The organism is Dermacoccus sp. BD5 (assembly GCF_044878485.1).
Taxonomy (GTDB): domain Bacteria; phylum Actinomycetota; class Actinomycetes; order Actinomycetales; family Dermatophilaceae; genus Dermacoccus; species Dermacoccus nishinomiyaensis.
This window is the reverse complement of record NZ_JANJER010000005.1, coordinates 99204-120046: the sequence shown is the minus strand read 5'-3', so window position 1 is coordinate 120046 and position 20843 is coordinate 99204. Positions and strand designations below refer to the sequence as shown.

Here is a 20843-nt window from a genome sequence, read left to right as displayed (position 1 = left end):
GCTGAACCAAGCTGTGCGGGGAAGGGCTCAGATGTCGCTCTCGTCGACGATGCGGTAGGCGTAGCCCTGCTCGGCGAGGAAGCGCTGGCGGTGCGCGGCGAAGTCGGCGTCGACGGTGTCGCGCGTGACGATCGAGTAGAAGTGCGCGGTGCGTCCGTCGGCCTTCGGGCGCAGGACGCGACCGAGGCGTTGGGCCTCCTCCTGACGCGAGCCGAAGGTCCCGGAGATCTGGACGGCGACACTCGCCTCCGGCAGGTCGATCGAGAAGTTCGCGACCTTCGACACGACGAGCTTGGTGATCTCGCCGTCACGGAACTGCTGGAACAGCTTCTGCCGCACCGCAACCGACGTCTCACCGGTGATGAGGTCGGCGTTCAGGCGTCCCGCGATGGTCTCGAGCTGGTCGAGATACTGGCCGATGACGAGGGTCGGTTCGCCGTCATGCTTGGCGACGATGCGTTCGACGACCGGATCCTTGACCGTCGCGCACGAGGCGAAGCGGTAGCGCTCGTCGGGTTCGCTCGTCGCATAGGCCATGCGGTCGGAGTCGGAGAGCCCGACGCGCACCTCGACGCAATCGGCGGGCGCGATGTAACCCTGGCTCTCGATGTCCTTCCAGGGTGTGTCGTAGCGCTTGGGGCCGATGAGGGAGAACACGTCGTCCTCGCGGTTGTCCTCACGCACGAGCGTCGCCGTCAGGCCGAGACGTCGACGGGCCTGCAGGTCGGCCGTCATGCGGAAGATGGGCGCCGGGAGCAGGTGCACCTCGTCGTAGACGACGAGGCCCCAGTCGCGCGCGTCGAGCAGTTCGAGGTGCGGGTAGACGCCCTTTCGCTTGAGCGTGAGCACCTGGTACGTCGCGATCGTGACGGGGCGGATCTCCTTGCGCGCACCGGAGTACTCGCCGATCTCGTCCTCCGTCAGCGTCGTGCGCTTGAGCAGCTCGTCGCGCCACTGACGGGCCGAGACGGTGTTCGTCACGAGGATGAGGGTCGTCGCCTTGGCCTTCGCCATGGCACCGGCGCCGACGAGCGTCTTGCCGGCGCCACAGGGCAGGACGACGACGCCGCTGCCGCCGTCCCAGAACCCGTCGACGGCCTGACGCTGGTAGGGGCGCAGCTGCCAGCCGTCGGTGTCGAGGTCGATGGGATGGGCCTCGCCGTCGACGAAACCCGCACGGTCCTCGGCCGGCCAGCCGACCTTGATGAGCTCCTGCTTGATCGCGCCACGCTCACTTGGGTGGACGGCGACGGTGAAGTCGTCGAGGCGCTCGCCGACGAGTGGCTTGATCTTCTTGTGCCGCAGCACCTCTTCGAGCACGGGCTTGTCGGTGGAGTGCAGGACGAGCTGGTCGCCGTCCTTCTCGAGGACGAGACGGCCGTAACGATCCATCGTCTCGGCGACGTCGAGCAGCAGCGGTTGCGGCACGGGGAAACGGCTGTGCGTGATGAGGGCGTCGACGACCGTCTCGGCGTCGAGGCCGGCAGCGCGGGCGTTCCACAGGCCGAGCGGCGTGACGCGATACGTGTGAACGTGCTCGGGGGCGCGTTCGAGCTCGGCGAACGGAGCGATGGCGCGACGCGCCGCCTCGGCGTCCTCGTGATCGACCTCGAGCAGGATCGTCCGATCGCTCTGCACGATGAGTGCGCCGTTGTTCACGCGTTGCCTCTCGGTGGGGTCTGCGGCATCGACCGATGCTGCGTTCAGGGTAACGGGGTGGAGCGTGATGGCATTCCGAGCGGGGTGAGCGTTGCGACGGCCTATGTTGTGTCAAGAACGCGCGAAATGGCGCGCGTTCTTAACACAACATCAGCGCGCCTGCTTCGGGGGCGCCTTCCTGGCCGACGTCGCGCGGCGAGCTGCGGATGACGGTTGTCGGTGCGAGGTGTTTGGATGGACATCAGCTGAGAAGTCCTCGACCTCCACGAAATCTGAGGTGTTCGCATGACCCGCAAGTCCGGCCTCGACGTCGACACGTTCGACGCGTCCGTCCGCCCCCAGGACGACCTGTTCGCCTACGTCAACAACACGTGGGTTCGCGAGCACCCCATCCCCGACGACAAGTCGCGCTACGGCGCGTTCGACCGCCTTCGTGAGAAGAGCGAGGCGGCGATGCGCGTCATCATCGAGGAGGCAGCGCAAAAGGCGGAGGACGCCGAGAACGGCAACCCGGCCGAGGGCTTCGGCCCGGCCACGCAGAAGGTCGGCGACCTGTACCGCTCGTTCATGGACACCGAGCGCATCAACCGTCTCGGCGTCTCGCCGATCGCGGAGGATCTCGCCGCCATCGACGGGCTGACGAGCGAGCACGATCTGCTCATGCTCCTCGGCCACCTCGAGCGCTACGGCATGGGCGGTCTGTTCGGTTTCTACGTCAGCGCCGACGCGAAGAACAGCGACGAGTACATCGTCTACATCGGCCAGAGCGGCCTCGGGCTGCCCGACGAGGCCTACTACCGCGAGGCGCAGTACGCCGAGATCCGCGCCGCCTACCAGGAGCACATGGTGCGGCTGCTCGAACTCGCGGGTGTCTCCACGCCGGAGGCCGTCGCCGACCGCGCTTACGCCCTCGAGGTCGACCTCGCGAAGCACCACTGGGACAACGTCTCGACGCGCGACGCGATCAAGACCTACAACCGCTACACGCTCGACGAGCTGCGCGACGTGCTCGGCGCGTTCGACCTCGACGCGTGGATGGAGGGCCAGGTCGTGCCGGACGGTGCGTTCGCGAACGTCGTCGTCGGTGAACCGAGCTACCTCGAGGGGCTCGCCGAACTGTTCGCCACCCGTCCGCTCGAGGATTGGAAGGCGTGGATGACGTGGCACCTCGTCACCTCGTTCGCGAACTACCTCGGCGACGCCGTGGTCGAGGAGCGCTTCGACTTCGCCGGCCGCACCCTGTCGGGCACGCCGCAGCTGCGTGAGCGCTGGAAGCGCGGCGTCGGCCTCGTCGAGGGCGTCCTCGGCGAAGAGGCCGGCAAGCTGTACGTCGAGCGTCACTTCCCGCCGGAGGCGAAGGGGCGGATGCAGGAACTCGTCGGCAACCTCGTCGAGGCGTTCCGTCGCAGTTTCCGCGAATCGACGTGGATGAGCCCCGAGACGCAGGTCAAGGCGCTCGAGAAGCTCGACGCGTTCACGCCGAAGATCGGCTACCCCGACGAGTGGCGCGACTACTCCGACCTGCAGATCGTCGCCGACGACCTCGTCGGCAACATCAAGCGTTCCGCGTCATTCGAGACCGACTACCAGCTGGCCAAGATCGGGCAGCCCATCGACCGCAACGAGTGGCTCATGAGCCCGCAGACGGTCAACGCCTACTACCACCCGATGATGAACGAGATCGTCTTCCCGGCCGCCATCCTGCAGCCGCCGTTCTTCGACGTCGACGCCGACGATGCCGTGAACTACGGCGGCATCGGCGCCGTCATCGGACACGAACTCGGCCACGGCTTCGACGACCAGGGCTCGCGCTTCAACGGAGACGGTGAACTCGTCGACTGGTGGACCGAGGGCGATCGCGAGCGCTTCGACGCCCTGTCGGCCAAGCTCATCGCGCAGTTCTCCGAGCTCGAGACGCGCGACGCTCCCGGCCTCAAGGTGAACGGTGGCCTGACGGTCGGCGAGAACATCGGCGACCTCGGCGGGCTGACGATCGGGTACAAGGCGTACACGATCGCCTGCGAGGACGCTCCGGCGCCTGAGCTCGACGGTTTCACGGGCGCGCAGCGCTTCTTCCTCGGCTGGGCCCAGGTGTGGAGCGGCACCGCTCGCGAGGCCGAGGCGAAGCGTCTGCTCGCCACCGACCCGCACTCGCCGATGGACGTGCGCGCCAACGCCGCCCGCAACCTCACCGAGTTCGTCGAGGCGTTCGACGTCAAGGCCGGCGACGGCATGTGGGTCGACGAAGACGAGCGCGTGCGCATCTTCTGAGGTACCTTCCGAGGCCCTGAACGGCCATCAGACGGATCGTTCTTCCGGCCGCGGGCGCGGTGCGGTGGGATGGGGCTCATGACCCCACGCCACATCGCGCTCGCGCTGCTCGTCGTTCTCATCTGGGGGCTCAACTTCGTCGTCATCCACGAGGGGCTGGCCGGCATGCCGCCGCTGCTGTTCGTGGCGATCCGGTTCGCGTGCATCCTGCCGATCATGGCGTTCGTGCCGCGCCCGCAGGTCGCGTGGCGCGACCTCGCACTCGTCGGGCTGCTCATGTCGGCCGGGCAGTTCGGGTTTCTGTACTCGGCGATGGCGGCGGGTCTGGCCTCCGGGCTGGCCTCGCTGATCCTGCAGGCTCAGGCGCTGTTCACCGTCGTCATCGCCGCGGCCGTCCTGGGGGAGCGGCCGCGACCCATCCAACTCATGGGCATGGGCATCGCCGTGGGTGGGCTCGTCGTCGTGGCCCTCGGACGCTCGGGGGCGACACCGCTCGTCGGCGTCCTGCTGTGTCTCGCGGGAGCGCTGAGCTGGGGTGCCGGTAACGTCGCCTCGCGACGCTGCGCGGGAGCGTCAGGCCTGGGGTTGACGGTGTGGGGCAGCCTGTTCGTCCCGCTACCGATGCTGGTGTTGTCGCTGCTCATCGAAGGACCGGGCGCTGTCGGTGACGCGCTCACGCACTTCGGCGGCGCGGCGATCGCGTCGACGGCGTACACCGTCATCCTTGCGAGCCTCGTTGGCTACACGATCTGGAACGGGCTCATGGGCATCTATCCGGCATCGAACGTCGCCCCGTTCACGCTGCTCGTCCCCGTCGTCGGCTTCCTCGCCGGCTGGGTCTTCCTCGGCGAACGCCCCAACGCTGCCGCGTTCGTCGGCGGCGCGCTCCTGCTCGTCGGCGTGGCCGTCATCGTGCTCGGCCCGCGCGCGCTGACGCGGCTGGGCGCCCGTCGTCAGAGCTCGAAGCGCTCGAGCGTGACGCCGTCCGCGCCGTAGACGAACAGGGCGCGCCGCAGGGTGCCCGCGAGCGCGCGGGGCATCCAGTGGCGCGCGTCTGGCCACATCTCGACGTACGGAATCTCGTCCTGACGCACCCACCGGCCGGCGATCTCGTCTGAATCCTGCACCGCGCCGAGGGCATCGGACGCAATGAACACATGCGCCCGCATGTCTTGGGTCAGGGCGTCCTGGGAAAAGCGAAAGTCGAGGACGCCGGCTGGCACGAGCGTCTGCGCGCGCAGGCCCGTCTCCTCCTCGAGCTCGCGGGTGGCCGCCTCCTGCGCGCTCTCACCGGCGTCGATCTTGCCGCCGGGGGCGACGACGCGGCTACGACCGAAGCCGCGCAGCTTTCTCCCGAGCAGCACCTCGTCCGCCCCGTCGCTCGTACGGGTGACAAGGACGAGGCAGGTCTCGAGGGGCGTCGCGGACGTCACGCCGACGCCACGCCCGTGATGCGGTGGATCGAGAACGTCCGCGTCACTGGCGAGGTGTCGCCCAGCTGGCCCGTGACGCGCCCGCCCGTCACGCTCGCGGGGCGGAACAAGCCGCGCTTGATGTCGCCGCCGGCCTCCACGTAGCCGATCCACACGGGAACGCTCTCGGCGGCCGCGTCCTGCAGCAGCGCCAACGTCACCGTCGGATCACAGGACGGAATGCGCGTGTGCGCGTCGTGCTCGCTCGGACGGACGGCGTCCTTCTCGGCGGCCCGTAGACGGCCGGCCAGCTGCTCAGCCTCACCGGCGTCGAGCGTGTGCACCTGGACGGGGGTGGTGCGGCGCGACGGCGTCGGGGCGCGCTCGACGGTGGCGGCGCGCACGACGACCCCGCCGTCGGAGGTCTCGGCGACAGGCGCGTGACGATGCTCGCGCAGGACGTCGAGCAGCGTCGCCGCAGGCATCGGGGAGACGCAGACGGTGGGTGCGATGCGGCGCAGCTGCAGCGACGCGAGGCCCGTGTCGGCGACGAGCGCGTCGAGGGCGGCCTCGTCATCGCTGCGCACGTACGAACTGACCGAGCCGACGCGCACGTGGCCGTGGCGGCGCGCGACGTCGCCGAGCAGGTATTCGAGAGCCTGCGGGATCGGCGTCATGCTGTGGCGACGCAGCAACTCGAGCGCCTCCGCCGAGGAGACCCCGTGGTCGAGCAGCCGACGCAGACTCGCGTCGCTGAAGCGGAAAACCGTTGCACCACCGCGGGATTCGACGTCGGCGGCGCGACGCATGAACGTGGCGGCCTCTTCCGCCAGCGGGCCGGGCGCGATGGCGGTGAGGTCGCCCTGGAGCATGACCTGATCGACCGGCTCCGGGAGCGCGGTCGACATGGCGGTCGTCACGGCCTCGACATCCGCGGCGGACGACGGGTCGGCCGCGGGCAGCGCACGCCCGGCGCTGGTGAACGCGCCCCGGCCGAGGACGCCGAGCCATGCCGCTTCGCGCAGGACGACATCAGCGTGGGTGGGCGCCCCGGCAGGCAGGCGGAGCGGTCGGCGCCAACGCAGCAGCGCTTCGACGTCGTCGATCGTGGGGGCGCTGCCCGCCGGGAGGGCGGCGAGGACGTCGAGCACGTCCCGGCGGCGGGCCCGCATGAGCGGCCACGCGGCGTCCTTGCCGAGGACGTTGACGAGCGTCCCGTCGACGCTCTGACCCGCGAGGCCGGGGGCGCGGACGGTGTCACGCCACGCCAGAGCGAGGGCCGTCCAGCGTCGCGCCGGGCTCCAGGTCGTCCATTCGTCGTACAGATCGGTCGGTCGCCACGTCGCGTCGATCTCTCCGTCGGAGGCGAACAGGCCTGCGGCGTGGCCGATCTCGAGGACGAAGGCGGTCAGTTCGCTCGACGCATCGAGCCTCGCGGCAAGACGACGGTGATCGCGGACGGACAGACCACCGGTGCGCAGGACACGCGGCGCCTCCTCATCCCAGGCGGCGGCGACGTCGTCGAGTCGCCACAGCAGATCGAGCACCTCCCCGGCGGCAGCCGTGTCGGCGTCGGCCTGGTCGACGTGACGTGGCTCAGGTTGTGGCGGCGCCCACGGTTCGCGCGACAGCCGGCCGCCGCGCAGGGCGAGGCCCACCTCGCGCGGGATGACGGCGTCGTCACCGTCGAGGGCGACCATGAGCCCGGCGCGGACGAGTTCGTCACGGACGGCGCGCAGGGCGGGCGTCGTGAACGAGGCGCGGGCGCTGCCCCAGCGCAGTTGCTCGATGACGGCGCGCGCGCGATCGGTGAGACGTGCTTCGGCGTCGGCGACCTCGTCGGGGGTGGTCGTGGGCGAGAGCGCGAGGGTGCTCGGATGCGTCACCAGCTCGGCGGTCGAACGTCCCAATCCTGCTGGGTGCGTGAGGATCTCACCGACCGCGCGAGCCGTTCGCCAGCCGCCGGAAGCGCGCCAGACGAGCGCCTTCGCCCAGAGCTCCCGGATCCCCTGTTCGACGGCCTTCTTCGACGCGCCGAGCGCGGCCGCGGCGCCGTCAGCACCGACGACGAGGAGGGCTTCGACGAGGCGCAGCGCGCCGCCGTCGAGATGTTCGAGCGCACGCTGGACGCTGGCGCGCGTCGAGGCGCGAGCCGCGAGGGAAGTGATGTCCGCCGGCGCCGGTCGCGTGAGGTCGGGGCGCGCGAGCAGGAGGGCCGCGAGCTCGTCGTCGCTGCGGGCCCTCAGATCATCGGCAAAACTGCGCGCGGCTCTGGGCACCCGCACCACGGTAGTCGGCGGCGCGGCCGGGGGCACCTCGACGTCCGGTGAAGACGTCTGTGGCGAGACGGCAGAGCGCACCATGGACGTCGGCTGGGTGGGCGGGGGCTCGAGTGCGCGGTATGACGGCCTGCTGAATATGAGCGAAATTCGCACATGCGGACAGCAATCGCGGATGTGGACGTGGATCGCGAAGGTGGACAGGAATCGCCGATGTGGATCTCGGATGGGGACGGGTGGGGCCAGCATTGTGAGGGTCGGGGTCGTGAGGATCAGTGGCGTGAGGAGATGCCGAAGGAGGCTGTCCATGTTCGGCCGGGGTGCAGCACCATGAGGCCCTCGCCCGTGTTGAACGCATTGGCGGGGCACGTCATCGGCTCCACGGCCAAGCCCGAGCGTCGGTTCTTCGGCTCCGGCAACCCGTCGCCCGTGAACAGCTGCACGTAGCCGAACTCGCGCGCATCGGCCCACAGCGTCGTCACCCGCGACGACGTGCTGACGCTGACCTCCCAGCGTGCGGCGTCGTTGCTCGACGACGCGGCTCCGTCAGCCCGTGGCGCCGCGTCAGCAGGCCGCGAGGGCATTCCGCTGCCCGGGCGGGCTCCGATACCGGTGAAGCACGTATCGAGGGTGACGCCGCGCAATGATGCGCTTTCGGTGAAGTCGATCGAGGCTGGTTCACGCCCCACCGGGATGAGCCGCTCGTCGACGGTAAGTGCTTCGTCTTGAGGGGCAGTCAGCGTCACGTCGTCGAGTGAGCTCTCACCTGCCGTCAGATAGGGGTGCATGCCGAACCCGAACGGGCATGGCGTGTCGGAGAGGTTCGTGGCGCGCGGCGTGATCGCCAGGCCATCGGGGCCGAGCACGTACGTCATCTCGAATCGCACCGTCCACGCCCATCCCGGCTGCGGGTGCAGCGTGACGCCGACGGTGACGCGATGCGTCGCGTGCTCCACGAGCTGCCACGGTTGCCAGCGCACCAGCCCGTGGGCGGCGTTGGCGTGCTCCGGTTCGGTCAGCGGCAGCAGGTACGTGTCGCCGTCGAACGCGTAGCGCCCGCCGGCGATGCGGTTCGGCCACGGCGCGAGGACGTGCCCGCGGGCCGCGTCGGCCATGGTGTCCTCGGCGTATCCATGGACGATGTCCTCGCCGTCGTGGCGCAGCGCCCGCAACCCGCCGCCGACCTCGACGATCGTCGCCTCGTACCCGGACGCCCGGATGTGCCATTGCGTGCCGCTGGGAAGGGTGGGCTGCTCGTCGTTCGTCACGCCCACAGCGTAGGGAACGGGCGCGTCGTTGGGGTTGTCGGCGCCATGCGCCAAGATGGTGAGCGTGAATCCTTCGACTGCCATGGCAAGCGTGATCATCGACGAACTCGTGCGGCTCGGCGTCAAGGACGTGGTGCTCTCGCCCGGTTCGCGTTCGGCGCCGCTCGCGTACGCGGTGGCCGCGGCCGACAAGGCTGGACGGCTGCGTCTGCACGTGCGCGTCGACGAACGTTCGGCTGGGTTCCTCGCCCTCGGTCTCGCGAAGATCTCGCGCAACCCGGTGCCCGTCATCACGACGAGCGGCACGGCCGTCGCGAACCTTCACCCGGCTGTCCTCGAAGCGCATCACGCGCAGGTGCCGCTCATCATCATGAGCGCCGACCGCCCCGCAGAACTGCGCGACACGGGCGCCAACCAGACGACCGACCAAGTCAAGATCTTCGGCTCCGCGACGCGGTGGTTTCACGAGTTCGCGACGCCGAGCGAGCGCGCTGGGCAGAACACGGTGTGGCGCTCGGTCGTCGGTCGCGCGTTCGCCCACGCGACGGGCGTTCCGACGGGCGACGTCGGGCCGGTTCACCTCAACCTGCCGTTCCGCGAGCCGCTGACGCCCGACGTCGCCGACCTCGCGATGGCCGGAGCCGTTGCGGGCGCGGGGGCGATCGTGGCGAGGGATACGAGCGCGACGTCCGATGAGGACGGCCGGGCTGATGACGCCCCCTCAGCGACGACACCCGTGTGGCCCGAAAGCCTCGAGGGGCGGGATCGCGGGCGCCCCTGGATGCAGTTGCGTGCTCCGGCATCGACGGTCACCGTCGCGCCCGGCCCGGGCATCGCACCGGTGCCGCGTACGCTCGTCCTGCTCGGTGATCTGCCCGATCCGAAGCTGGCCGCCGAGGTCGCCGAACTCGCCGACGCGGCGGGCTGGCCCGTCATCGCCGAGCCGTTCGGCGATTACCACCGCGGGCGCGCCATGCCGCACGGTTCGCTCATCCTCGCCGCCCACGACTGGCTCGACGAGCACCTGCCCGAGCGTGTTCTCGTCGCCGGACGCATGACGCTCTCGCGCGACGTCGCGAAGCTGCTGCGTCACCCCGAGGTGACCGTCGAGGTCATCACGGCCTCGACGTCGTGGGCCGACCCGTCGCACGTCGTGCAGCGCGTGCACGAGTGGGCCGCCATCGCGCGCTCGCACGAACTCGTCGCGGCGTGCGCGGACCGTCGGTGGTCGAGCAGTTGGCGCATCGCAGGGCAGCGTCTCGCGCAGCGCATCGGGCCGCTCGTCGCGCGGTCGTGGCCGTCCGGCCTGGCCGCGACGTCGACGCTCGTGCAGCACGTGCCGGCCGGGTCGGCGCTGCTCATCGGGTCGTCGAACACGGCGCGCGACCTCGATCTCGGTCGCAACCCGCAGCGCATCGCGCGTCAGGTCTGCTCCGTCGCGAACCGCGGGTTGTCGGGCATCGACGGGGTGGTCTCGACCGCCGTCGGCATCGCGCTGTCGCACGACGGCCCGAGTTTCGCACTCATGGGCGACCTGACGTTCCTGCACGACAGCAACGGCCTGCTCATCGGCCCCGGCGAGCCGCGCCCCGACCTGACGATCGTCGTCATCAACGACGACGGCGGCGGCATCTTCGGCACGCTCGAGCAGGGACGCAGCGAACTCGCCGAGCACTTCGAGCGCGTCTTCGGCACGCCGACGAACGCCGACCTCGCGCTCGTGTGCGAGGCCCGCGGTGTCGGGTATTCGCTCGTCGGGTCGCGTGACGAACTCATCGAGCGCGTCAGCGACCCGGCGCCCGGGCTGAACGTCATCGAGGTGCGCATCGAGCGTCACCTCGAGCGTCAGGCGCGCCACGACCTTTTCGCGGCCGCCATCGACGCCGTCGCCGACGCCGGTGAGATGGACGCGCGCTACGAACGTCGATGACGCGCCCCACCCTCAGGTATGGTGCGCGCCCGCGTCATCTCGGCAAGAGTGGCAGCAGGCGACGCCCGCCCGGGCGCCGCAGCCCACATGGTGGCGCACCACACGATGAAGGAGAGACGACATGACGGTTGCGACCGACGCAGTGTTCGAGATGCCCGAGGACGGCGACAACGACGGTGAGCGTCTGAGCGAGCAGGACGCCTCCAACATCGACACCCCCGACGCCGGCGGCGAGGCCGACACGGTGGACGAGGACAACGTTCCGCACTCCGGCCTCGACGGTGACAAACTGCAGGAGAACTGATCGCGCTGCCCGGCCGCCCGCGAGGTTGCGGGCGCCCGGGCATGATGCGCGAGACGACGACACGAGGAGATGACGAACATGGCACTGTCCGACTTCATCGAGCAGCTCAAGGCGCGCCTGAGCGGCGCGTCCGATAGGACCGGAGAGACGGCTCAGAACGCAACCGACAAGGCTGGTTCGATCGACGAAGGTGACCCCACGCGCACCATCGTCAGCAACGACCCGGGAACGCCGACGGACCACGCCGTCTGAACCGCATCGTCTGAATCACGCCATCACGCGGGAGCCGATCCGGCCCCGGTGAAGGTCATGTCGGCCTCGTCATGCACCACGTGCGTGGCGGGGCCGTTCGCCACTGTGATGTCGTATCCGGCCGAGTGGACGGGCGGCCATGCGAGGTCAGGCGGACCTCGCTGATCGCCTGATGCCCGGGCAAGATCTCGTGTGGGTGCGCGACGGTAGGAAGCGACGCGACCCCTATGCTGATTGCCGTCTCGAGATCAAGGGGGCCGTCGGCAGGCCCCGCGTCGATGACGGCGAAATCGCGCACATCGACATGCGACTATCCAGCGTTCGGTGTGATCGTCATGATCAGGGCCGTGTGCTGATCCGTGTTGGCGATGACACCGCTCGGGAAGGCCTTCGGTTCGAACGCGCCGCAGGCCCCGATCGCGAAGGCGATGTTGCCTCCAGTGGTGCGGCGCACGTTCTTGGGCCCGCCGAAGGCCGCGACGAAGGCCAGGGCCACACCCAGTGCGACGACGATGGCCGTCCAGGTGAGCGCGGGGTTCGGTTCGCCCCGCCGGGGGCGGAACGCTGGCATCGGTGTGACCGCTCCGCGTCACTACACGATGAGCGCGACCTCAGCCTATGTGTTGCGCCGCCGACCGAGGGTACTTCCGGGGCGATCGGGGGCTGCGTGATGGCGGGTGGCCGGTTGTCGCGCGTCACGATCGAGTGGCCCGGCGCCGCGCGGGCATGGTCACGCGTGTGAGTTCACCAGCCCATGTGAGTTCACCAGCCCAGCGGAGACGGCGAGATGGATGCTCAGTCCAACAGGTGTGCCGCGACGGTGGCTCCGAACTCGCGGGCAGCGGCGAGGTCGTCATCACCCACGTCGCCGAGACGTTCGAAGGGCTCGGCGACGAGGCGCAGTTCGAGGCCCGTCGTGATGGCGTCGAGAGCGCGGCGCGCGCCCGTCGCGTCGCTGCGTCCGTGCACCCAGTAGCTGAACGGGCGCCTGCGGACGTGCCCCTGCAGCGCGTCGTACGTCGAGTCAAAACTGTGCTTGAGTGCGCCAGAGAGGTAGCCGAAGTTGACCGGTGTGCCGAACAAGTACGCATCGGCGTCGAGGTAGGCCCGCGGGTCGGTCGCCTCCAGCGCTTCGATCGCGACGACCTCGACGAGTCCGTCGAAGAACTCCGGGTCGCTCGCCCCCGCGATCACTGCATCGCGCAGGGACACCGTGGCCAGGGTCGGTGCGTGGCTGATGACGAGAAGACGCTTCATCTGATCGACGCTACCGCCCGGCCGCCGAGCGTGGAACCAGCCGTCCCGCGCGGAGCTGAAGTACCGCATGGCAGGGTTGTGGCGCTCAACTCGCACCGTGAGGGCTGAAAGTCGGCATGGCGCGATCGCAGCTCCGAACGCGCACAAGAACCGGAGCGACGTCGCCAAACCTGCCCTCCTCGCGCGTCAGTCGTCGCGCAACGCCTCGCGCATGGGTGAGAGCTTGGCGACGGATTCGGCGACCTCGCTCACCGGATCGGACCCGGCGACGATGCCGCACCCGGCGAACAGCCTGATGCGGCAGGGGTTCTCGATGTCGATCTGGCCGCTGCGCAGCGCGATGCCCCACTCGCCGTCGCCGGCGGCGTCGATCCAGCCGACGGGCCCGGCGTAGCGTCCGCGGTCCATGTGTTCGAGCTCGTCGATGACGAGCGCCGCCTCGTTCGTCGGCGTCCCGCACACCGCAGCCGACGGGTGCAGCGACGCCGCGAGCGTCAGCGACGACGCACCCCCGGCGAGCGCGCCGGAGACGTCCGTGGCGAGGTGCAGCACGTTCGGCAGATTGAGGACGAACGGCGCGTCGGGCACGTTCATCGACGAACAGTGCGGCCGCAGCGCCGCCTCGACGGAGCGGACGGCATACTCGTGCTCCTCGAGGTCCTTCGAACTGCGCGCGAGGCTCGCGGCGAGCGCCAGATCCTGCTCCTCGCTGGAGGCGCCGGCCCCGGCGCGACGGATCGTCCCGGCGAGGACGCGTGAGGTGACGAGCCCCTTCTCCGAGCGCACGAGCAGCTCCGGCGTCGCGCCGACGAGACCGTCGACGGCGAACGCCCACGTGTCGCGGTAACGCGCCGCCAGACGCGTCAGCAGCCAGCGTGGGTCGATGTCGGCGTCCGCGACGTGGATCTCGTCACGCGCGAGCACGACCTTCCCGATGCGCCCCGTGCGGATCATCTCGATGGCGTCGCTCACGGCGCTGCGCCACTGCGCGGGCGTCAGCGCGCCGTCACGGGCCTCGACGCCCGTCGGTGCCAGCGCCGGCGTGACGTCGGGCAGGCGGTCGCTCGTGCGGTTGATCGTCGTGAGCCACGCTCGCCCGCCGCGGCGCCCGACGACCATCTCGGGCACGACGAGCGCCGAACCCTCGTCGGAGGAGTTGCGGAAACTGAACGAGCCGAACGCGACGAGTCCACTGCCGGGCAGGGCGACCTCGTCCTCGACGTCGGCTGCCGCGACGAGCGCATCCCACCACGACTCGGCGTCGGCGAATCGCTCGTCACCGCTCGTCGCGATCGACGCGGCGCGCCCCCACGCGACGAGACCCTCACCGCGGCGCACCCACGACATGACGTCCTCGGCCGGGCGGCCCGCCGGAACGAGCGAGACGAGATCGCCCGGGTCGGCGAGCTCCTGGGTGCGCACCCGCAGGTGCGGCGTGCGCGCGGCGTCGGCGGGCGATGGGGAAAGGCTCACGAGACACCAGCCTAACCCCGTGCCGCAGACGGCTCGGTGGCGCGAGGCGCCGCCGTCAGCGACGCGTGATGACGCCCCGCGCGCCTGCTCATTCAGGTGGCCGCGAGGGCACGCGCGCGCGAATGCGAGAATGGCCCCATGAATCGTGCTGGCCTGGACAAGCGACCCAGCGATGTCGCGCGCATGTTCGACGACGTCGCGGCGCGCTACGACATCATGAACGACCTGCTCTCCCTCGGCCAGGACCGTCGCTGGCGCAAGCAGGTGCTGACGGCGCTCGACCCCAAGCCGGGCGAGATCGTGCTCGACATCGCCGCAGGCACGGGAACCTCGTCGGAGCCCTTCGACGCCGCGGGCGCCCACGTCGTGCCCGCCGACTTCAGCCTCGGCATGCTGCGCGAGGGCAAGAAGCGCCGCGCCGACCTCGGATTCACCGCCGCCGACGCGACGAAGCTGCCGTTCGCCGATGCCTCGTTCGACGCCGTCACGATGAGCTTCGGCCTGCGCAACGTCGTCGACGTCACGGGCGCGCTCGCCGAGTTCGCGCGCGTGACGAAGCCCGGCGGGCGCCTGCTGATCTGCGAGTTCAGCCACCCGACGAACGGGCCGTTCCGCCGCGTCTACACCGAGTACCTCATGCAGGCGCTGCCGCCCGTCGCGCGCGCCGTCAGCTCGAACCCGGAGAGCTACGTCTACCTCGCCGAGTCGATCCAGAGCTGGCCCGCGCAGCGTGAGCTCGCCGAGCAGATCAAGACGGCAGGCTGGGCCGACGTCGAGTGGCGCAACCTCACCGGCGGCATCGTCGCGCTGCACCGCGCGGTCAAGCCCGCGGCGAAGAATGCGCCGAAGAACCAGCAGACGAAGAAGAAGGGCGGCGCGGCGTGAGCGACGCCGTCAGCACCAGCCCCCAGGCAGCCACCGAGAGCGCCGACGTCATCGTCGTCGGTGCCGGCCCGGGTGGGTCGACGATGGCCGCGTACCTCGCGCAGGCCGGCCTCGACGTCCTGCTGCTCGAGAAGACTCGTTTCCCGCGCGAGAAGGTGTGTGGTGACGGGTTGACGCCGCGCGCCGTCAAGGAGATCGACGCGCTCGGCATCCCCACGCCCGAGAGCGAGGGGTGGATCCGCAACAAGGGGCTGCGCCTCGTCGGGCGTGGCATGCGTCTGCAGGTCGACTGGCCCGACGAGGGAGCCTTCCCCGCCTACGGTCTCGTGCGCACGCGCCAGGACTTCGACGGCATCCTCGCCCAGCACGCCATCGCCCAGGGCGCCCGGCTGCTGCAGGGCGTCAACGTCACGGCGCCCGTCGTCGAGAACGGCCGCGTTGCCGGCGTCGAGGCGAAGCTGCTCGGCGAGGACGGGCGTGCCACCGGCGAGAAGGCGACGTACCGTGCCCCGCTCGTCGTCGCCTGCGACGGCAACTCGAGCCGCCTGGCGCTCGCCGTCGGCCGCGAGAAGCGCGAGGACCGGCCGATGGGCGTCGCCGTCCGTGCCTATTACACGAGCCCGCGCACGCACGACGACTACCTCGAGAGCTGGCTCGAACTGCCGTCGACGAACGAGCGCGGCGAGAAGATCCTGCTGCCCGGCTACGGGTGGATCTTCGGCGTCGGGGACGGCACGAGCAATGTCGGCCTCGGCATCCTCAACACCTCGAAGGCGTTCGGCAAGACCGACTACCGCGAGGTCATGCGCCGCTGGGTCGCGACGATGCCGCCCGAGTGGACGTTCGGCGACGCGACGATGGTCGGCGACATCCGCGGAGCGGCGCTGCCGATGGGCTTCAACCGCACCCCGCACTACGCCGACGGCCTCATGCTCGTCGGCGACTCCGGCGGCATGGTCAATCCGTTCAACGGTGAGGGCATCGCGTACGCGATGGAGGCCGCGCGCCTCGGTTCGAGCGTCGTCGCGGACGCGTTCGGCGCCGCGAAGAACGGCGGCGACGTCGCCCGCGAACGCATCCTCGCCACCTACCCCGACGTCATGAAGCAGGCCCTCGGCGGCTACTTCACGCTCGGTCGCCACTTCGCCACGATGATCGGGAATCCGCAGATCATGAAGCTCGCCGTCACGTACGGTTTGCCGCGCGAGGACCTGATGAAGATCATCGTCAAGGTGATGGCGAACCTCGCCGACCCGGGCGGCAAGAGCGCCACCGATCGCCTGTACACCGTGCTGACCCGCCTCGCGCCCAACGCGTGAACGGCCCAGGAAGAGTTGAACCATGAGTGCTGAATCCGCGCGCACCTCGAGCGCCCAGTCGGTCGCGTCCGCGATCGTCCCGGACGCCTCGGCGGAGCTGGGCGACCGCCTCGTCGACGGGTTGGAGCGCGTCAACGCACGCCTCGACGTCGTCGTCGACCACGACAGCCCGCTCGTGCGCGAGGCCAGCCACCACCTCGTGGACGCCGGCGGCAAGCGTTTCCGCCCGATGCTGACGTTGCTCACCTCGATGCTCGGCACCGGCATCAGCGACGAGGTCGTCGACGCGGCGGCCGGCGTCGAGCTGACGCACCTCGCCTCGCTGTACCACGACGACGTCATGGACGAGGCCGACATCCGCCGCGGTGTGCCGAGCGCCAACGCGGTGTACGGCAACTCGACGGCCATCCTCATCGGCGACCTGCTCTTCGGCAAGGCATCCGAACTCATCGCCCACCTCGGCCCGGAGGCCGTCATCCTGCAGGCCCGGACGTTCGTGCGCCTGTGCGCCGGCCAGATCGAGGACGAGCGTCAGACACCCGACGGCGCCGACCCGATGGAGTACTACCTCAAGGTGCTCGCCGACAAGACGGGCGTCCTCATCGCCGCCGCCGCGCAGTACGGGGCGATGTTCTCCGGCTGCGACGAGCGCACCGTCGAGGTGCTGGGCCGCTACGGCGAGCTCGTCGGGCTCGTCTTCCAGCTGAGCGACGACATCCTCGACATCGCGAGCGAGGCCGAGACTTCGGGCAAGACCCCGGGCACCGACCTGCGTGAGGGCGTCGCGACGCTGCCGACGTTCTACGTCAACGCCTCGAGCGACCCCGCCGACGCGCGCCTGAAGGCACTGCTCGCAAGGCCACTGACGGACGACGCCGAGCACGCCGAGGCCCTCGAGCTGCTGCGCGCGCACCCCGCCATGGAGCAGGCCCGCGCGCACACGCTGACGACAGCGCGCGAAGCCGCCGCTCTCATCGACGAACTCGGCGAGGGCGAGGTGCAGGACGCGCTCAAGGAGGTTCCGCTGAGCGTCGCGACACGTTCGGCGTGACGGGCGCCGGTGCGGGGCGCGTTGAGACCACGTGCTGACACCGCGTTCCGTCCCGAGGCGTGAACGCCGGGTGTTCAGCAGGTGACCATCTGGGTGTCGAATGTGGTGCAAGACACATGTCCAGTTGAGGGGGCGTTAGAGTCGCAGTTATGCCTCGGCTAGACATCGAAACGCGACGCGCGCAACTCATCCAGGCGGCCGTCGCGATCGCCCTGCGGGACGGTCTGGACAACACGACCGTCCGCCGTATCGCGACGGAGGCGGGCGTCTCGCTCGGCACCGTCCACTACTGCTTCGACAGCAAGAAGGCGCTGCTCGAAGCCATGGTCGAGTCGATCGCGACTCGCGACATCGGGGCGGCGTCACTGCCGTTGCAGGACGACGTCTCGCCCGTCGACGCCATCCGCGCCGCGTTCCGCCACTGCTGGTCGATCAGTGGTGCGCAGGCGGACCGGCAACGACTCGTCTACGAACTCGTCGCCTACCTCGTGCGTCAGGAAGACTCGGGCCCCGAGCTCGCGCGCCGCATCTTCGCCACGAACTACGCGATCGTCCACGACTTCGTCGAGACCTTCCAGACGCGCTGGTCGAACGACCTCGGCATCCCGACCGAGGTCGTCCAGCGCATGGTCGTCGCCATGACGGACGGCGTCGCCCTCGCCTGGCTCGCCGACGGTGATGACGACAAGGCGCTCGCCGTCCTCGACGCCTTCGCCGGCCTGTTCGCCGACCGAGTGTCCGCGTGAGCGTCTTCGACACACCGTTGGGGCCGATCGGGGCGCCGACGGCCGTCCTCGACCGCGCAGCGTTCACGCGCAACCTGACGGCGCTACGCGACGTCGCGGCCCCCGTGCGGCTGCGCATCGCGACGAAGTCGATCCGCGTGCGCGCGCTCATCGAGGAGGCGCTGCGCCACGACGGCGTCAGCGGTCTGCTCGCCTATTCGGTCGCCGAGGCGCGGTGGCTCGTGTCTCACGGGCTACGTGATGTGCTCGTCGCCTACCCGAGCACCGACGTCGTCGCGATGCGCGCCATTGCCGACGACGAGGACGCACGCGCCACCGTCACGCTCATGGTCGACTCGCCCGAGCACGTCGCGATGATCGCGCGCGTCGCCACGCAGGCGGGGGTCGTGCTGCGCGTGGCCATCGACGTCGACATGACGTTCAAGGTCGGTCCGTTCACCGCCGGCGCGCACCGTTCCGACGTGCGTACGCCCGAGGGCGCCGTCAGCCTCGCGCAGTGCATCGAGCGGACGCGAGGCGTCGAACTCGTCGGCTGCATGTTCTACGAGGCACAGATCGCGGGCGTGCCCGATTCGACGCCCGGTCACCGCCTCATGAAGTGGGCGTCGATGCGCGAGATCGAGGGCCGCCGACGCGCCGTCGTCGACGCGCTGCGGGCGTACTCCGACCTCGAGATCATCAACGGAGGCGGCACGGGATCGGCGCACATCAGCGGGCGTGACGGCGTGCTCGGCGACATCGCCGTCGGCTCCGGTCTGTTCGCGCCGCGCCTGTTCGACGGCTACCGCGCGCTGCGCACCGAACCGGCCTGCTGGTTCGTCTCACCCGTCGTGCGCAAACCCGACCCTCAGACCGCCGTCACGTATTCGGGCGGCTACATCGGCTCCGGGCCGCCGTCACGCTCGCGGGTGCCGGTGCCCGTGCATCCGCGTGGGCTCAAGTACTACGGCCAGCTGGGCGCGGGGGAGGTGCAGTCGCCGCTGCACGGAGCGTCCGCGCGCGGGTTGAGCATCGGTGACCACGTGTGGTTCCGCCACTCCAAGGCGGGGGAGATGTGCGAGCGGTTCGACTCGATCCTCGTCGTCGAGAACGGCGCCCTCGTCGACGAGGTCGCGACCTATCGGGGAGAAGGGCAGAACTTTGGCTGAGTGGAGCAACTGGGCCGGCAACGTGACGGCGACGCCGCGCGAGGTCGTCACGCCGCGATCACGCGACGAGGTGGTTGCGCTCGTGCAGCGCGCCGCGGCGTCGGGCGGGCGGGTCAAACCGGTCGGTGCAGGGCACTCGTTCACGGCGATCGCGGAGCCCGTCGACGTCCAGGTGCGTCTCGATGCGCTGAGCGGCATCGTCGTCGACGAGGCGACGAACCGGGTGCGCATCAAGGCGGGGACGCACCTGTACGACCTCGTCGAGCGGCTCGCCGAACACGGGCTCGCGCTGCCCAACATGGGCGACATCGACCGTCAGACGATCGCGGGAGCGGTCTCGACGTCGACGCATGGCACAGGGCTCGGCTGGACCGGGTTCGGTGGCGCCGTCGTCGGCGGCGAGATGGTGACGGGCACCGGCGAGGTTCTGCGCTGGAGCGACGGCGGGGAGGACGCCGACCTCGTTCCGGCGCTCGCCGTCACGCTCGGGGCGCTCGGGGTGATCACCGAGGTCGAGATGCAGTGCGTGCCGGCGTTCACGCTGGCCGCGACGGAGGGCCCGTCGACGATGACGGCGGAGTTCGCCGGCCTCGACGCGACGCTCGCCGAGATCGACCACTACGAGTTCTACTGGTTTCCGCACACCGACAAGGTGATGACGAAGCGCAACGTCCGCAGGGGCCGTGACGCGGCGGTGAAGCCGCTGCCGCGTTGGAAGGGACGACTCGAGGATCAGTTTCTGTCGAACACCGTCTTCGGGTGGCTAAACGAGCTCGCGGTGCGACGGCCGTCGCTCGTGCCGCGCCTCAACGGCATCTCCGCCTCGACGCTGTCCGCGCGCGAGTTCTCGGACCGCTCGCACGCCGTGTACGCCTCGCCGCGAACGGTGCGGTTTCGCGAATCGGAGATGGCCGTGCCGCTCGAGGCCGCCGAGCCGATCCTGCGCGAGATGCAGCGGTGGGTGGAGCGCACCGGTGAACCCGTCGCGTTCCCCGTCGAGGTGCGCTGGGCCGCCGGTGACGATCGCTGGATGTCGACGGCCTACGAACGCGACAGCTGCTACATCGCCATCCACCAATACGTGAAGGCCGACCACCGCGCTTATTTCGCGCACTTCTGGGACGCCACCCGCGAACACGGCGCGCGTCCTCACTGGGGCAAGATGCACGACTACGACGCCGACTACCTGCGCTCGGTCTACCCGCGCTTCGACGACTTCGTCGCCCTGCGCGATCGTCTCGACCCGCAGCGGGTGTTCGCCAACCCGTATCTGGGACAGGTGCTCGGGGCCTGACGTCTGGGCGCACGGGGCCGAGTCGAGCCGAGTACGAGCGAAATCGGTGGGATCGAGCGCTGCAGTGCTCGATCCCACCGATTTCGCTCGATCGTGGTTGGTTGCCCACACGGCGACGTCGTTCGCCCAGCACGCCATGTCCTCGATGGGCGACATTGCGAGAGTGAATCCACCACCCCGAGCTGCTGCGGCAGCGAATGCAGCACGGACCCCATCATCTGCACGTGAGTGAACTCGCCACCCATGGGCTCACGCATGACCACGTCCGACGCCGGGTGCGTGACGGTTGGCTCGA

18 protein-coding genes are annotated in these 20843 nt (G+C 70.0%); 11 read left to right on the top strand and 7 right to left on the bottom strand.

All coding sequences use genetic code 11. The features are described 5' to 3' along the window. Positions 1–27: 27 nt before the first annotated feature. Positions 28–1659, bottom strand: coding sequence for a DNA repair helicase XPB (locus NQ706_RS05860; RefSeq protein WP_038566978.1), 1632 nt, complete (start codon positions 1657–1659; stop codon positions 28–30). Positions 1660–1944: 285 nt separating this feature from the next. Here NQ706_RS05860 and NQ706_RS05855 point away from each other — a divergent pair, with 285 nt between their 5' ends. Both NQ706_RS05855 and NQ706_RS05850 read left to right on the top strand, forming a co-directional pair. Beyond that, positions 1945–3930 (top strand): M13 family metallopeptidase, encoded by a 1986-nt coding sequence (locus tag NQ706_RS05855; protein WP_038566982.1) that lies wholly within the window; start codon positions 1945–1947, stop codon positions 3928–3930. Between the two features lie 78 nt (positions 3931–4008). Beyond that, positions 4009–4926: an EamA family transporter gene (locus tag NQ706_RS05850; RefSeq protein WP_081873791.1), complete on the top strand. Its 918-nt coding sequence runs from the start codon at positions 4009–4011 to the stop codon at positions 4924–4926. Here the strand turns inward: NQ706_RS05850 and NQ706_RS05845 are convergent. From NQ706_RS05845 to NQ706_RS05835, 3 genes are all read right to left on the bottom strand, one after another. Further along, on the bottom strand, positions 4884–5363 hold the full coding sequence (locus tag NQ706_RS05845; protein WP_051805645.1) for an 8-oxo-dGTP diphosphatase: 480 nt from the start codon (positions 5361–5363) through the stop codon (positions 4884–4886). The two genes, NQ706_RS05850 and NQ706_RS05845, sit on opposite strands and share 43 nt — an antisense overlap. After that, positions 5360–7621 carry a helicase-associated domain-containing protein gene (locus NQ706_RS05840; RefSeq protein WP_038570341.1) on the bottom strand — a complete coding sequence of 754 codons (2262 nt, stop codon included), beginning with the start codon at positions 7619–7621 and terminating at the stop codon, positions 5360–5362. The genes NQ706_RS05845 and NQ706_RS05840 overlap by 4 nt, the downstream gene beginning before the upstream one ends. 272 nt (positions 7622–7893) lie before the next feature. Then, positions 7894–8973, bottom strand: coding sequence for an aldose 1-epimerase family protein (locus tag NQ706_RS05835; RefSeq protein ID WP_081873584.1), 1080 nt, complete (start codon positions 8971–8973; stop codon positions 7894–7896). Between NQ706_RS05835 and menD the strand changes: the two genes are divergently transcribed. The 3 genes from menD (at position 8972) to NQ706_RS05820 (ending at position 11375) form a co-directional block, all read left to right on the top strand. Further along, on the top strand, positions 8972–10819 hold the full coding sequence (menD, locus tag NQ706_RS05830) for a 2-succinyl-5-enolpyruvyl-6-hydroxy-3-cyclohexene-1-carboxylic-acid synthase (RefSeq protein ID WP_235182006.1): 1848 nt from the start codon (positions 8972–8974) through the stop codon (positions 10817–10819). The two genes, NQ706_RS05835 and menD, sit on opposite strands and share 2 nt — an antisense overlap. Positions 10820–10940: 121 nt before the next feature. Continuing rightward, positions 10941–11123, top strand: a complete 183-nt coding sequence (locus tag NQ706_RS05825; protein ID WP_038566985.1) for a hypothetical protein — start codon at positions 10941–10943, stop codon at positions 11121–11123. 78 nt (positions 11124–11201) lie between these two features. Next, positions 11202–11375 (top strand): hypothetical protein, encoded by a 174-nt coding sequence (locus NQ706_RS05820; protein ID WP_165584157.1) that lies wholly within the window; start codon positions 11202–11204, stop codon positions 11373–11375. A gap of 310 nt (positions 11376–11685) precedes the next feature. Here the strand turns inward: NQ706_RS05820 and NQ706_RS05815 are convergent, their stop codons facing one another. From NQ706_RS05815 to NQ706_RS05805, 3 genes are all read right to left on the bottom strand, one after another. Next, complete coding sequence (locus tag NQ706_RS05815) at positions 11686–11946, bottom strand: hypothetical protein (protein ID WP_038566991.1); 261 nt, start codon at positions 11944–11946, stop codon at positions 11686–11688. 224 nt (positions 11947–12170) lie between these two features. Beyond that, a complete protein-coding gene (locus NQ706_RS05810) occupies positions 12171–12632 on the bottom strand; it encodes a hypothetical protein (RefSeq protein WP_038566995.1) in 462 nt (153 codons plus the stop codon). Between the two features lie 186 nt (positions 12633–12818). After that, positions 12819–14105 (bottom strand): isochorismate synthase MenF, encoded by a 1287-nt coding sequence (locus tag NQ706_RS05805; protein ID WP_006946244.1) that lies wholly within the window; start codon positions 14103–14105, stop codon positions 12819–12821. Between the two features lie 138 nt (positions 14106–14243). Between NQ706_RS05805 and NQ706_RS05800 the strand changes: the two genes are divergently transcribed. The 6 genes from NQ706_RS05800 to NQ706_RS05775 all read left to right on the top strand — a co-directional run bounded on the left by NQ706_RS05800 (position 14244) and on the right by NQ706_RS05775 (position 20548). Further along, a complete protein-coding gene (locus tag NQ706_RS05800; protein ID WP_051805652.1) occupies positions 14244–14990 on the top strand; it encodes a demethylmenaquinone methyltransferase in 747 nt (248 codons plus the stop codon). Further along, the gene (locus tag NQ706_RS05795; protein ID WP_038566998.1) at positions 14987–16309 is read left to right on the top strand and encodes a geranylgeranyl reductase family protein; all 1323 of its coding nucleotides are present in this window, start codon (positions 14987–14989) and stop codon (positions 16307–16309) included. The genes NQ706_RS05800 and NQ706_RS05795 overlap by 4 nt, the downstream gene beginning before the upstream one ends. 22 nt (positions 16310–16331) lie before the next feature. Then, the gene (locus tag NQ706_RS05790) at positions 16332–17360 is read left to right on the top strand and encodes a polyprenyl synthetase family protein (RefSeq protein WP_051805654.1); all 1029 of its coding nucleotides are present in this window, start codon (positions 16332–16334) and stop codon (positions 17358–17360) included. Between the two features lie 149 nt (positions 17361–17509). Beyond that, positions 17510–18106, top strand: coding sequence for a TetR/AcrR family transcriptional regulator (locus NQ706_RS05785; protein ID WP_051805656.1), 597 nt, complete (start codon positions 17510–17512; stop codon positions 18104–18106). Further along, positions 18103–19254, top strand: a complete 1152-nt coding sequence (locus NQ706_RS05780) for an alanine racemase (RefSeq protein ID WP_038567000.1) — start codon at positions 18103–18105, stop codon at positions 19252–19254. The genes NQ706_RS05785 and NQ706_RS05780 overlap by 4 nt, the downstream gene beginning before the upstream one ends. After that, positions 19247–20548, top strand: coding sequence for a D-arabinono-1,4-lactone oxidase (locus tag NQ706_RS05775; protein WP_038567003.1), 1302 nt, complete (start codon positions 19247–19249; stop codon positions 20546–20548). Before NQ706_RS05780 ends, NQ706_RS05775 begins: the two co-directional genes overlap by 8 nt. The last annotated feature ends 295 nt before the right edge of the window (positions 20549–20843 follow it).